The 12,114-nt window shown below is 70.2% G+C and carries 13 protein-coding genes, 1 tRNA gene and 1 pseudogene; 7 read left to right on the forward strand and 8 right to left on the reverse strand.

Annotated elements, in window-relative coordinates; genetic code table 11:
- Positions 1-130: 130 nt before the first annotated feature.
- Both ABZT03_RS06035 and ABZT03_RS06040 read right to left on the reverse strand, forming a co-directional pair.
- Positions 131-460, reverse strand: coding sequence for a hypothetical protein (locus ABZT03_RS06035; RefSeq protein WP_356034080.1), 330 nt, complete (start codon positions 458-460; stop codon positions 131-133).
- A 79-nt stretch (positions 461-539) separates the two neighbouring features.
- Positions 540-1,400: pseudogene (locus tag ABZT03_RS06040) on the reverse strand (hypothetical protein); the annotation flags it as partial.
- Here ABZT03_RS06040 and ABZT03_RS06045 point away from each other — a divergent pair.
- Positions 1,364-1,437: transfer RNA gene (locus ABZT03_RS06045), tRNA-Met, on the forward strand. The pseudogene ABZT03_RS06040 and the gene ABZT03_RS06045 sit on opposite strands and share 37 nt — an antisense overlap.
- A 72-nt stretch (positions 1,438-1,509) precedes the next feature.
- On the opposite strand, the gene ABZT03_RS06050 is transcribed toward ABZT03_RS06045, so the two are convergent.
- Positions 1,510-1,884, reverse strand: coding sequence for an STAS domain-containing protein (locus tag ABZT03_RS06050; protein ID WP_356034083.1), 375 nt, complete (start codon positions 1,882-1,884; stop codon positions 1,510-1,512).
- Between the two features lie 161 nt (positions 1,885-2,045).
- On the opposite strand from ABZT03_RS06050, the gene ABZT03_RS06055 reads away from it, so the two are divergent.
- From ABZT03_RS06055 to ABZT03_RS06065, 3 genes are all read left to right on the forward strand, one after another.
- Entirely contained in the window at positions 2,046-2,528 is a 483-nt protein-coding gene (locus ABZT03_RS06055) for an ATP-binding protein (RefSeq protein ID WP_356034085.1), read from the forward strand.
- Between the two features lie 215 nt (positions 2,529-2,743).
- Positions 2,744-3,274, forward strand: coding sequence for a phosphatase PAP2 family protein (locus tag ABZT03_RS06060; protein ID WP_356034088.1), 531 nt, complete (start codon positions 2,744-2,746; stop codon positions 3,272-3,274).
- Positions 3,275-3,462: 188 nt separating this feature from the next.
- On the forward strand, positions 3,463-5,142 hold the full coding sequence (locus tag ABZT03_RS06065) for a hypothetical protein (RefSeq protein WP_356034091.1): 1,680 nt from the start codon (positions 3,463-3,465) through the stop codon (positions 5,140-5,142).
- A 172-nt stretch (positions 5,143-5,314) separates the two neighbouring features.
- Here ABZT03_RS06065 and ABZT03_RS06070 read toward each other — a convergent pair whose 3' ends face one another.
- Complete coding sequence (locus ABZT03_RS06070) at positions 5,315-5,728, reverse strand: arsenate reductase ArsC (protein WP_356034093.1); 414 nt, start codon at positions 5,726-5,728, stop codon at positions 5,315-5,317.
- A gap of 90 nt (positions 5,729-5,818) precedes the next feature.
- Here ABZT03_RS06070 and ABZT03_RS06075 point away from each other — a divergent pair, with 90 nt between their 5' ends.
- Together ABZT03_RS06075 and ABZT03_RS06080 are read left to right on the forward strand one after the other, a co-directional pair.
- Positions 5,819-6,127, forward strand: coding sequence for a metalloregulator ArsR/SmtB family transcription factor (locus ABZT03_RS06075; RefSeq protein ID WP_356034096.1), 309 nt, complete (start codon positions 5,819-5,821; stop codon positions 6,125-6,127).
- Entirely contained in the window at positions 6,124-6,897 is a 774-nt protein-coding gene (locus tag ABZT03_RS06080; protein WP_356034099.1) for an MIP/aquaporin family protein, read from the forward strand. The genes ABZT03_RS06075 and ABZT03_RS06080 overlap by 4 nt, the downstream gene beginning before the upstream one ends.
- A 123-nt stretch (positions 6,898-7,020) precedes the next feature.
- On the opposite strand, the gene ABZT03_RS06085 is transcribed toward ABZT03_RS06080, so the two are convergent.
- The gene (locus ABZT03_RS06085) at positions 7,021-7,854 is read right to left on the reverse strand and encodes a class II fructose-bisphosphate aldolase (RefSeq protein ID WP_356034102.1); all 834 of its coding nucleotides are present in this window, start codon (positions 7,852-7,854) and stop codon (positions 7,021-7,023) included.
- A 181-nt stretch (positions 7,855-8,035) separates the two neighbouring features.
- On the opposite strand from ABZT03_RS06085, the gene ABZT03_RS06090 reads away from it, so the two are divergent.
- Complete coding sequence (locus ABZT03_RS06090; RefSeq protein ID WP_356034104.1) at positions 8,036-8,827, forward strand: DeoR/GlpR family DNA-binding transcription regulator; 792 nt, start codon at positions 8,036-8,038, stop codon at positions 8,825-8,827.
- A gap of 70 nt (positions 8,828-8,897) precedes the next feature.
- On the opposite strand, the gene ABZT03_RS06095 is transcribed toward ABZT03_RS06090, so the two are convergent.
- From ABZT03_RS06095 to ABZT03_RS06105, 3 genes are read right to left on the reverse strand one after another with little or no spacing between them, the layout of a single operon-like run.
- Complete coding sequence (locus tag ABZT03_RS06095) at positions 8,898-9,764, reverse strand: carbohydrate ABC transporter permease (protein WP_356034107.1); 867 nt, start codon at positions 9,762-9,764, stop codon at positions 8,898-8,900.
- Positions 9,761-10,735, reverse strand: coding sequence for a sugar ABC transporter permease (locus ABZT03_RS06100; protein ID WP_356034109.1), 975 nt, complete (start codon positions 10,733-10,735; stop codon positions 9,761-9,763). The genes ABZT03_RS06095 and ABZT03_RS06100 overlap by 4 nt, the downstream gene beginning before the upstream one ends.
- A gap of 3 nt (positions 10,736-10,738) precedes the next feature.
- Positions 10,739-11,998 carry an extracellular solute-binding protein gene (locus ABZT03_RS06105; RefSeq protein WP_356034112.1) on the reverse strand — a complete coding sequence of 420 codons (1,260 nt, stop codon included), beginning with the start codon at positions 11,996-11,998 and terminating at the stop codon, positions 10,739-10,741.
- Between the last annotated feature and the right edge of the window lie 116 nt (positions 11,999-12,114).

Here is a 12,114-nt window from a genome sequence, read left to right on the forward strand (position 1 = left end):
CACCACGCCGTTGAACCGCTGCCGGGGGCGATGCGTCACCCGCCCCCGGCAGCGGGCCGACGGCAGGCCGGCCTCGGGGTTCGGGTGCCGCGTCGCCTGGTCCGGTCGACATGATCGCGTGACGGCGGTATCACCGCAGAGTGATCTCCTCGCCGACCGACCTCTCGCGGGCGGCGGCGACGACCAGGGCCGTGGCGGCGGCGTCCTGCACCGCCACGCCGACCGACTTGTAGAGGGTGATCTGGTCCGGCGCGGTGCGCCCCGGTCTGCTGCCGGCGACGAGTTCGCCCAACTCGGCGTGCACGTGATCGGCTGTGATGAGGCCATCGCGGATCGGCATGAGCAGGTCGTTGCTGCCCGCGGGGAACGGGGCGAGCGCGGCCTGTCGTGACTCGACGCACACCAGTGCCTCGGTGACCGTGGCGTCGTCGATCTCGCGGCCGGCCGGGTTGTAGCCCACCGACGTGATGTGCGCTCCGGGGGGCCAGCCAGGCCCGGCGGACCACGGGTTCCACCGCGTGGGTCGTCGCGGCGACGATGTCCGCACCGTCGAGTGCCTCCGCGTAGCCGGACACGGCCTGGACGTCGGCCTCCAGTACGGCGGAGAGTTCTTCGGCCAGAGCAGCGGCTTTCGCCGGATCCCGGCCCGACACGCGGATCGACCGGATGGGCCGGACCCGGCACAGCGCGTGGGCGTGCGACCGGGCCTGCACGCCGGTGCCCAGCAGTGCCAGCACCGCCGCGTCCTCGCGAGCCAGCAGTCGCGCCGACAGAGCGGAGCAGGCGCCGGTCCGGGCGGCGGTGATGGCCGTACCGTCCAGCAACGCGGCGGGCTCGCCGGTGTCCGGGTCGAACGCCACGATGAGCGCCTGGTGCGTGGGCAGCCGTGCCCGCTCGTTGTGCGGGAAGAGCGACACCAGCTTGGTCATGAGCACCCCCGCCGACGGCAGGAAGCCCGGCATCGCCGCCAGAAATCCATCGTGTTCGGACACCAGGGCGGCGACCCGGTCCGGTACCGAAGCGCGGCCCGCACTGAGGTCTGCCATCGCCGGGGCCAGGGCATCGATCAGCGAGTCCACGTCGAGCAGGGATTCGACCTGCGACTGGTCCAGAACAAGCATGCGCCTCAACCTCCAGATCGAGCATCCGGTCGGCGACCGCAGGGCCACAGAGTCAACCGCGACATCGTCGCCTTGGCTGTGACACGCGGTTCCTCCTGACCATGGTGATCGGTCCGCCCCGGCGGACGCACCAGGGCGGACGCCGACACCCCGCCGTGTGGGGAACTTCGTCGCCCGCGCAGACGCCTCCGTCGGACGGTGGTCACGGCACCGGCTGTGATGGCGTACGGTAGGGGGACCGACGCGGGGTGGAGCAGCTCGGTAGCTCGCTGGGCTCATAACCCAGAGGTCGCAGGTTCAAATCCTGTCCCCGCTACTGCTGGAAAGGGCCCGGATCCTACGCGGATCCGGGCCCTTCCGCGTTCCCGGACCACCGGGAGCAACGCGATCAGGGGTTCCAGGGGTGCAGAGCCTGTTCGACGGTGGGGTGGCAGGGGATGAGCGCGTCGATGCCGACCATGTGCAGCAGACGACTGACCGAATCGGTGGCTCCGGCGATCCGCAGCCATCCCCCCGCACCACTCACCTGTTGGTGGGCTGCGACGAAGACGTTGATCCCGCTGGAGTCCATGAAGCTCACGCCGCTCAGGTCCGCCACGACCCGGGGTGGGGGAGTGCCGTCCTCGGGCAGCAGCGCCTGACTCAGGACGTCCTTGACGTCGTGGTCGATCTCGCCGCGTACGGTCACGACGAGGACCCCGTCGACCAGCTTGCGCTGGACGGAGAGGTGCTCTGGCCGGTCGGCCCTCTTTTTGTCGGTCACCGTTTCCTCGACTGCGTTCAGGCTCGCCGGTCAGGCCGTGCGCAGACGATTCTGCCTCACTGCCATGGCGGCATGCACCCGGCTGTGCCGAATGACACCTCTGGGGCATGCGGGAGACTGTCGCGGGTACCCGTGCGCGGTAGGAGGAGTGAGGGCGACACATGGGATCCCATGGCGACGGTGACGGCCGTACCGGGCCGGAAGAGCATCTGATGCGTGCCGGCTACGCGCTGGGGGGAGACGGCGGCTGTATCGCCGACGCCCGCCACCATGCCGTCGCCTTCCTCGAACTGGCCCAGGCCGAACATCACCTGCCCGTCCCGGCGCGTGCGAGGGATCTTACCCAGCTGGTTGTCAGCGAGCTGGTCACCAACGCCCGTAAGTACGCGCCCGGTCCCGTGCTGATGGAGTTGCGTATCACCGCCCAGGCTGTGGACATCGTGGTGTGGGACAGCGACCCGACCGTTCCCGCGGCCCGGCCCGCGGACCCCGCCAGGATCGGCCAGCACGGCCTGGAGATCGTCAAAGCCGTCACGCAGGACCTTTTCACCGAGCAGGATCCGGTCGGCAAGCGCATCACGGCCCGGATCGCTCTGCTGGACGACCAGGACGGCGCCGTCACCGGGCAGCTGCCCCTGCGGTAGAACGCGGAACGGAGCGGCGTCTTCATCGGGGCGGGCCGTCGTCGGTGGTGACCCGGCGAATCGGAAGCCCTGTGACGGGCCCCCGACACCGGAAACCCGGATCGATCAGAGCTCCGTCGGCTGGAGGGGTCCTGCGTGTCGTGTCGGCCTGCCGGACCTCCACGTGTGAAATCACGGTGTCCGGATACCTGCGGCTCATGAGTGCGTTCGCGAGAGTGAGTGAGGTCGACGGGGTGCTGACACGGCAGGCTGCCTTCCGTGTGTCACCGGGTGTCGGCAAGGCGCTGTCGGTGGTGGAGGAGGCCGCGGAGAGCTCGAAGCTGTGGTGTGGCGCTGCGGTGTTGATGGCCGTGGCCGGGGGCCGGCGCGGCCGGAAGGCGGCGGCCGGGGGACTGGCGGCGCTGGCGGTGGCGCAGTTGGTGTCCAACGGGCTGTGCAAGCAGATCGCGGGCCGGGAACGGCCGCCCAAGGAGTGGTTTCCGCACGACGAGGTGGACGACCGTCCGGAGTCGTCCTCGTTTCCCTCCGGCCACACCGCCGCCGCGGTCGCCTTCACGGCTGCCGTGGCGCCTGTCTGGCCGGTCGTCGGTGCGGTGTGCGCGGTGCCCGCGGCCATGGTGGCCCTGGAACGCGTGCAGTCCGGCGCCCACTACCCCAGTGACGTGGTCGCAGGCGCCGTGGTCGGGCAGGCCGCCGCCGCTCTGGTCCGGCGCGCACCGCGGCTTGTTCTGCGCTGGTGGCGTTGACGAGCATCCCCCACTGACTCCCCACCGAGCCTGCCGGCCGTCCCGGTCCAAGCCCGACGGCGGCCGGCTCGGTCAGGCGGCCGCGAGCCCCGGCCGCCCGGCGCGGGATGTGGGTCCGGGTGCCAAGCCCGCTCGGTGATACGGGTATTGGCGGGGCCGTCGCTTCGCTTCTCCGCTTGAATGCCTGTGTGGCACAGGACGTGGATTTCGACGAGGACGACCTGCGGACCCTGGCGGGACCGCGTTCCTTCGAACGGGGCCGAGGGTACGTGGACGCGGTGACCGCGATGGAGGTCAGCGACGGCTGGATCTCAGCCACCGTGCACGGGACGGACGCCTACGAGGCCGAGTTGACCCTCGACGACAGCCACGGCCTCGCCGGCCGCTGCGACTGCCCGTTCGGGGCGGAGGGCAACTTCTGCAAACACCTGGTCGCCCTGGGCCTGGCCGTGCTCGCCGAGCCCGAAGCGGTACCGAGGCAGCGCGGCCGGGCCAGGACGCGTGCCCGGGAGCTGGATGCGTGGCTGGTCGCGCTCTCCAGGGGCGAGCTGCTCGCCCTGGTACGCGAACAGGTGAGCGGGGACCGGCAGTTGGCGCGTCGGCTGGAGCTGCGGGCGGCAAGCGCCCGCGGAGACCTGTCAGAGGTCGGCGCCCGGATCCGGGAACTCCTCGACACCGCCTCCTTCGCACGGTACGGCTATGTGGAGTACGCCGATGCCCCCGCCTACGGCGAACAGGCCTCGCAGGCGGTGTCCGCGATCACCGCGCTGACCGCCGCCGGGCGGCCCGCGGACGCGATGTCCCTGTCCCGGGAGGCGATGCGGCTGCTGAGCGAGGCGCAGGACGTCATCGACGACTCCGACGGCCACCTGGATCGAGTCGGAGCCGCGCTCGCCGAAGCCCACCTCGACGCGTGCCGTGCGGCACACCCCGACCCCGGGGAGACCGCGCGGTGGCTGGTCGGCCACTTGCTCAGCGACCTGGACGATCTCACCGGCATCGATCCCCTCGACTACGCGGAGGTGCTCGGCGTCCCGGGGTCCCTCCGAGTGAGAGAACTGGCAGCCGCGGCCTGGGACCGCAACCGCACCGGCTGGGCGGAGAAGCACCTGATGGAGCGGCTGGCCAAGGCGGAAGGGGATGTGGACGGCTGGATCGCCGTACAGGCGGCCGACCTCGCCCCCGACGGCACCACCCACCTGGGCGTCGCCCGCGAACTGGATACCGCGGGCCGCGCGGCGGAAGCCCTGCGGTGGGCGGAACGCGGTGTCGAGGAAACACCCGACGACATCACCCCCGACCTCGCCCTGATCGACTATCTCTGTGACCGCTACCTCAGCGCCGGCCGGCTGTCGGACGCGGTCGCCCTGCGCCGCGTCCAGTTCACCGCCCGTCGCTCCCTGGCGGCGTACCGGCAGTTGCGCACGGCGGCACAGGCGGCCGGCTGCTGGCAGGCCGAGCGAGAAGGGGCGCTCGTGCGACTGCGCGCCGACGCCGCGCGGCAACAGTCCTCGTACGGCGGCCCGGTCCTGGTCGACGCCCTGCTCGACGACGGGGACGTGGACGCTGCCTGGCAGGCCGCGGCCGAAACCGGCGCGCACGACCGTCAGTGGCGCGCCCTCGCCGACCAGGCACAGGCCGTTCGTCCCGCCGACGCGCTCGCGGTCCACCTGCGGCTGGCCGAGCCGCTCATGAGGCAAACGGGCAACGCCGTCTACGAGCAACTCGCCGGCCTGCTGCTGAGCATGCGCGACTGCCACCACCGCCTGGGCACAGAAGACGAGTTCACCGCGTACCTCGCCGACCTGCGCGCCGGCCACAAGCGCAAGCGGAACCTGATGCGGCTCCTCGCCCAGCACGGTCTGTGAGCCGGCAGGTCATGATCGCGGCGGGATCGTCAGCGGCGCCGCGGTCCCCGAGCCCGGCGCAGCGGGCGCGGCCCGCGCGCTGTCCTGCGGTGAGCCTTCGGGCAGGACCGCCAAGGGCCGCCTACCTGGTCGTGGCCCGGCGGATCAGCAGGGTGCCGTTTCCTCGGTGCGGTCAGTGCTGTGCCGGTACGCCGAGGTCGTCGAGGAGTTCGCGGACGCGGCGTTCGATGGTGTCGCGGATGGGACGGACGTCGTCGGCGGTCTTTCCGGCGGGGTCGTCCAGGGTCCAGTCGAGGTACCGCTTGCCGGGGAAGACGGGGCAGGCGTCGCCGCAGCCCATGGTGACGCAGACGTCCGAGTCCTGCACCGTGTCGACGGTGAGCATCTTCGGGACCTCCGCGGAGATGTCGATCCCGACCTCGGCCATGGCCTCGACGGCGGCCGGGTTGACGCTGTCGCCCGGGTTCGAGCCGGCGGAACGGACCTCGACACGGTTCCCGGCGAGGTGGGCCAGCCACGCGGCGGCCATCTGGGAACGGCCGGCGTTGTGGACACAGACGAAGAGCACGGAGGGCTTCTCGGACATCGAAGGTCTCTCTTGCCTCGTGACGACATCAGGCGCGATGACGTCAGCACCCGGTGGTGTCAGCCACCACTGATGTGACAGTATCAGCCCATGATGACGTCAGTCGACACTGACCTGATCCGGGTGCTGGCCGACCCGCTCAGGCTTCGTATCGTGACCCTGCTCGCCGAAGAGACGTTGTGCACCACCCACCTCGTGGAGGAGACCGGTGCCCGGCAGACCAACCTCTCCAACCATCTGAGGGTGCTGCGCGAAGCCGGAGTCGTCGAGACGGAGCCGTGCGGCCGGTACATCTACTACCGGCTCAAGCCCGACGTCATCGCCACGCTCGCCGGCCAGTTCGCCGACCTGGCCGAGTCCGCTCGCACCGCCGCCGAGAACAAGAGGGCCTGCCCATGACCCCCGCCGAAGCCGCCCCGACGACGGAGCCCGCCCCGGCCGCACCCGCCGTCATCGCGGCCGCGCCCGGTGCCACCCCGCCGCGCGCCCCCCTGGTGGCCCGGGCCGCCGCCGAACTCATCGGCACGGCGCTGCTGGTGGCGGTCGTGGTCGGCTCCGGCATCCAGGCCACCGAACTGACCAAGGACGTCGGACTGCAGTTGCTGGCCAACTCCCTGGCCACCGTCTTCGGTTTGGGCATCCTGATCCTCCTGTTCGGCCCGGTCTCCGGCGCCCACTTCAATCCCGTCGTCACCCTGGCCGAGTGGTGGACGGCCCGACGAGGAGGCGACGGCGTCGTCTGGCGCGAGGTGGCGGCGTACGTGCCCGCGCAGATCGTCGGCGCGATCGCTGGCGCGATCCTGGCCGACGCGATGTTCGGCGAACAGCTCGTCAAGTGGTCCACGCACGACCGCTCGGCCGGACACCTGCTGCTCGGCGAAGTCGTCGCGACCGCCGGCCTGATCCTGCTGATCTTCGGCCTGGCCCGCACGGACCAGCTGCGCTTCGCACCGGTGGCCGTCGCCTCGTACATCGGTGCCGCCTACTGGTTCACCTCGTCGACGTCCTTCGCCAACCCGGCGGTGACCATCGGCCGCGCCTTCACCGACGCCTTCGCGGGCATCGCCCCGGGCTCACTCCCGGGCTTCATCGGGATGCAACTCCTCGGCGCCGTGGTCGGGTTGGCACTGGTGGCCCTCGTCTTCAGGCCCGGACGACCGACCACATGACCCACCGCACGCAGGTGGCGGTGACCGGAGGCAGCCGGCCAGTCCGGGCTCGCCGCGAGGCGGCCCGCGACATCAGCGCGCTGCCGGTCTGATCCCCGATCCCGCGGTGAAGTCGACAGCCGGTCACGCGAGGACCCGCAGTGCTCTCGTCACCGTTTCCGTCGTGCGGGTGCGGGCGGCCGCGAGCCAGGGGCGGGGGTCGACGGCGTGCGGGCCGTCGGCGAAGGCGTCGCGGACGGCCCCGGTGAAGGCGATGTTCAGTGCCGTACCGATGTTGATTTTGGTCATGCCCGCGGTGACGGCCCGGCGCAGTTCGTCCTCGGGCACGCCGGTGGATCCGTGCAGGACGAGCGGAACGGGGACGAACTCCCGCAGCCGGGTGATCAGTTCGTGGTCGAGCCGTGCGGTGCGGGTGGTCATGGCGTGCGAACTGCCGACCGCGACGGCCAGGGCGTCGACCCCCGTCTCGGCGACGAACTCGCGTGCCTGCCGGGGGTCGGTACGGGCGCCGGGCGCGTGCACGCCGTCCTTGCCGCCCACCTCGCCGAGTTCTGCCTCCAGCCACAACCCGTGCGCGTGCGCCCACTCGGCGGCGGCGCGGGTGGCGGCCAGGTTGCGGTCGTGCGGAAGCGCCGAGGCGTCGTACATCACGGACCCGAACCCGTCCTCCGCGGCGCGGCGCAGCAGGGCCTCGTCGGTGACGTGGTCCAGGTGCAGCGCGACCGGGACGCCGGCCGCCTCGGCCACCGCCGCGGTGGCGCGGGCGATCGGCGTCAGGGCGCCGCCGTGGAAGCGCACCGCGTTCTCGCTGATCTGGCAGATCACGGGGGAGCCCACGGCCTCGGCCGCGGCCACGATCGCCTCGGCGTGCTCCAGGGTGATGACGTTGAACGCACCGACCGCGCGTCCCTCGGCGTGCGCGGCCCGAACCAGCTGGGCGGTGGGAGTCAGGGGCATGGTGCGATGGCCTTTCCGGGCGACGGCTCCCGGCACGGAAAGTGACGGAGAACGTGGAGGCGGCTGCGGGAAATTGCTGCTTTCACAGCGATAAAGTTCTGAAATAAGCGGCATGCGCCAGCTCGCGCGGCCCGGCCCGTGGTTTCATGGGCGCCCACACCACCGACGAGGAGTGAGTGAGATGGCGGCACCGCAGGCCAGGTGGAGTGCGCTGCTGGACATGCTGACCCGGGACGGACGCATCGAGGTGGAGGCGGCCGCGGCCGAACTCACGGTGTCCGCCGCCACGATCCGGCGTGACCTGGACGAACTCGCCCGCCAGCAGATGGTCACCCGTACCCATGGTGGCGCGGTGATCAACGCGATCGCGTACGACCTGCCCCTGCGCTACAAGGCGGCGCGTCACGCCCCCGAGAAGGAGCGGATCGCGCATGCGGCGGCCGGCCTGGTGAAGGCCGGGGCGGTGGTGGGCCTCAACGGTGGCACCACGACCACTGAGGTCGCGCGGGCGCTGGCGACCCGAAGCGACCTGGGCTCCGAGGGCGGGGCCGAGCCGTCGCTGACGGTCGTCACCAACGCCCTGAACATCGCCAACGAGCTGGTGGTGCGCCGCCATGTGAAGCTCGTGGTCACCGGCGGGGTGGCGCGCCCCGCCTCGTACGAGCTGATCGGGCCGCTGGCCACCGAACTGCTCGCCGAGATCACGCTGGATCACGTCTTCATAGGAGTCGACGCGATCGACTCCGTGCATGGCGCGACCGCCCATCACGAGGGCGAGGCCAGCATCAACCGCATGCTGGCCCGGCGCGCGCAGCAGGTCGTCGTGGTCGCCGACTCCTCCAAGCTGGGCAAGCGGGCGTTCGCGCGGATCTGCCCGCTGGAGGACGTCGACGTGCTGGTGACCGACAAGGACGCGCCCGCCGGACTGATCGAACCGTTCGCCGCCGCCGGCGTGGAGATCGTCCGCGCCTGAACACCCCTTCTCCGCAGGGGTGTCGGCGGCGTCCGGCACCGGGGGAGTGGCCTGTGCCCTCCTCACCTCCTCACCCCTTGACGCCGCCCGCCGTCAGGCCGCTGACCAGGTGGCGCTCCACGAAGACGAACAGCACGACGACCGGGACGATGGAGATCAGCGAAGCGGCGAAGAGGTACTGCCACTGCTCCTGGTAGGCGGTGACGAACCCCGGGATGGCCTTGGTCAGCGTCGTGCGGTCCTTCGAGGACGTGATGGTGAGCGCGACGACGTACTCGTTCCACGCGGCGATGAAGGTGTACACCACCGCCGTCACCACACCGGGCATGGCCAGCGGCAGGGTGATCCGGGTCAGGGCCCCCAGCTTGCCCACGCCGTCCAGGTACGCCGCCTCCTCCAACTCCTCGGGCACGCCGGCGAAGTAGGCGTTGAGGATCCAGACGCAGAACGGAAGGTTGAACGCCGCGTTGACGAGGATCAGCGCCTCGCCGGTGTCGGTCAGGTCGAGGCTGACCATCTCCCGGTAGATGCCGACCAGCAGCGCGGTGGGTGCGAACATCTGGGTGACCAGAACCAGCAGCAGGAACGCGCCGCGTCCGCGGAAACGGTGGCGCGCGGTGTAGTACGCCGCCGGCAGCCCGACGAGCAGCGCGAGCAGCGTGGACGTCCCGGCGACGTACAGGGAGAAGCCGAGCGAGCCGGCGACCGGCGGATCGTCGAGCGACCACACGTCGGTGAAGTTCGACCACTGCCAGTCGGAGGGCAGGTACGAGGGCGGGGACTTCATCAGTTCCGGTGTCGGTTTGAGCGCCGTCAGCAGCATCTGGAGGTACGGGGAGACGAAGACCAGGGCGACCAGCCAGCCGGTCCCGGCGAGCAGCACGGTGCGCAGACGGCCCGTGGCCCGTGGTCCCGTCCGTGTGGCGGGCGTTGTCATCGGATCTCCTCCCGCCGGCGGACGACCCGCAGATACGCCAGCACCACGACGAGGATCAGTGCGAAGTTCACGACTGCCATCGCGGCCGATTCGCCGACGGACTGGTTGTCGAAGGCGAGCTTGTACATGAAGGTCGTCGTCGTGTCGGTGGCGAACCCGGGGCCGCCGCGGGTCATCGCCCAGATGATCGGGAACGAGTTGAACACGTTGATGATGTTGATGATCGCGGCCACCAGCAGTGAGGGCCGAAGCAGCGGCAGCGTGACGGAGAGGTAGGTCCTGGCCGTGCCGGCGCCGTCCATGCGGGCCGCCTCGTAGACCTCCGAGGGGATGGTCTGGAGTCCGGAGAGGACGACGAAGGAGGTGAACGGCAGGGAGACGAACACCGCCACCGCCATCATCGCCGCGAACCCGAGAACGGGGTCGGCCAGCCAGTTCACCGGCTTGTCGAGGAGTCCCACGTCCATCAGGACGCGGTTGACGACGCCGTAGAAGTCGTTGAGCATCCAGCGCCAGATGAGCGCGGTCATCAGCACGGACGCCGCCCAGGGCACGATGAGCGCCCAGCGGACCACCCGTTGCCCGGGGAAGCGGGCGTTGAGCAGCTGGGCGAGACCGAGGGAGAGGAAGAGCGTGACCGTGACGACGCCTACGACCCAGATCAGCGTGCGCAGCAGTACGCCCGAGAGGTCCTCCTCGGCGAAGAGGTCGGCGTAGTTGCCGAGGCCCGCGGAGCCGAGGGAGAGCCCGGTGGAGCTGATCCGGGTGAGGGAGGTGCGGACCATCTCGACGACGGGCCAGACCACCATGGTCAGGATGAGGACGACGGCGGGGCCGAGCCACAGCAGCGGTTCGAGGGCCCGCAGGCCGCGCCCCCGTTGTCGGCGGGGGCCACCGGGCGGTGGCGCACCCTGGGCGGCGGGCTCCCGCCGGTCCGGGGGCACGTCTACGGAGATGTCGTGGACGGCCATGCGTCAGCCGGCCTTCCGCGCGGTCTTCTGTATCTTCTCCAGGACCTTCTCGGGATCGCCGCCGGCCACGGCGGTGCCTATCTGCTGCTTCACCGCGCCGTCGACGGCTGCCCAGCCCGGGTTGCCGGCCGGGGCGAACTTGGCGCCCGAGAGGGCGTCGACGAACGGCTTGTAGTAGGCGGTGTCCGAACTGAGCGCGTCGCCGGCCGACTTGGTCACCGACAGGAATCCCTCGGTGGACAGGAACGTGGAGGCGTTCTGCTTCTGGTAGACGAAGTCGAGGAACCTGTTGACGGCCTTGCGGTTCTTGCCCCCGTCCTTCTTGAACGCCACCAGGTAGTCCTGGACGCCCAGGGTGTGGTGGGTGGTGCCGTCCTTGCTGGGCAGCGGTGCGACACCGTAGTCGAGGTTCTTGTCGACGGGGTCGATGAAGCCCTTGCGCATGAAGACGGCGCCGTTGAGCATGCCGATCCGGCCCTGCGCGAACTGGTTGAAGACGTCCTTGCGGTTGGTGGTCTCCGGGTTGGGCTGGGTCAGTCCTTCCCTGGTCAGCTTCCTGAGGTAGGTCAGGGTGTCCACGTTCGCCGGCTGGTCGACGGCCCACTCGCCGGAGGTGTCGACCCAGCCGCCGCCGTTGTTCATCGCCCAGATGCCGAACTCGCCCTGGGCTTCCTCCGGTCCGAGCGGCAGGCCCAGCGGGATGACCCCGCTGCCCTCGCTCTCCTTGATCTTCTTGGCGGCGGCCTCGACCTCGGCCCAGCTCGTGGGCGGAGCGGTGAGACCCGCCTTTTTGAAGATCGCCTTGTTGTAGAAGAACAGCCGCGCGCTGGAGATGAACGGCAGGCCGTACTGGGTTCCCTTGTATGTGGCCTGATCGGCGAAGAGGGGCAGGAAGTCGTCGAGCACCTTCGCCGACACCGCCTCGTCCGCCTTGTAGACGAGGCCGTCGCGGGCGAAGTCCGAGAACTTGTTGTAGTTGAGGACGTCCGGCTGCTGCTTGGTCTGGATGTACGTCTTGACCTTGGAGTCCATCTGCTCCCAGTCGACGACTTCCAGGTGGACCTTGTAGCCGGGGTTGCGGTCCTCGAAGTCCCCGATGAGTTTTTCCCAGTAGGGCTGGGTGTCGTCGTCGTACTTCGCGGCCACGAAGGTGATCGTCCGGCCGTCCGAGGCGCCGCCGCCCGAGGAGCCTCCCTTGCCGCATCCGGTGAGAACCAAGGCCAGGACCATGCCTGCGGCCGTGCCTGCGAGGTGACGTTTCACGCGAGTACCACCCTCTCTTCGTGCCGATGTGCGTGGGTGACTGCTACGGCTCCGTGCTTGATTCTGCTCGTATGTTGCTAGAATCAAGCATTAAACGACATCATGCTCAATCGATC

It is taken from the genome of Streptomyces sp. NPDC005574 (assembly GCF_040605435.1).
Lineage (GTDB): Bacteria > Actinomycetota > Actinomycetes > Streptomycetales > Streptomycetaceae > Streptomyces.

What these genes read in the sequence shown, in the direction of transcription:
- ABZT03_RS06090 (WP_356034104.1), top strand. Translation starts at nt 8,036, where the DNA reads ATGGCGGCACCGCAGGCCAGGTGGAGTGCGCTGCTGGACATGCTGACC.
- ABZT03_RS06095 (WP_356034107.1), bottom strand. Translation starts at nt 9,764, where the DNA reads ATGACAACGCCCGCCACACGGACGGGACCACGGGCCACGGGCCGTCTG.
- ABZT03_RS06080 (WP_356034099.1), top strand. Translation starts at nt 6,124, where the DNA reads ATGACCCCCGCCGAAGCCGCCCCGACGACGGAGCCCGCCCCGGCCGCA.
- ABZT03_RS06100 (WP_356034109.1), bottom strand. Translation starts at nt 10,735, where the DNA reads ATGGCCGTCCACGACATCTCCGTAGACGTGCCCCCGGACCGGCGGGAG.
- ABZT03_RS06075 (WP_356034096.1), top strand. Translation starts at nt 5,819, where the DNA reads ATGATGACGTCAGTCGACACTGACCTGATCCGGGTGCTGGCCGACCCG.
- ABZT03_RS06085 (WP_356034102.1), bottom strand. Translation starts at nt 7,854, where the DNA reads ATGCCCCTGACTCCCACCGCCCAGCTGGTTCGGGCCGCGCACGCCGAG.
- ABZT03_RS06055 (WP_356034085.1), top strand. Translation starts at nt 2,046, where the DNA reads ATGGGATCCCATGGCGACGGTGACGGCCGTACCGGGCCGGAAGAGCAT.
- ABZT03_RS06070 (WP_356034093.1), bottom strand. Translation starts at nt 5,728, where the DNA reads ATGTCCGAGAAGCCCTCCGTGCTCTTCGTCTGTGTCCACAACGCCGGC.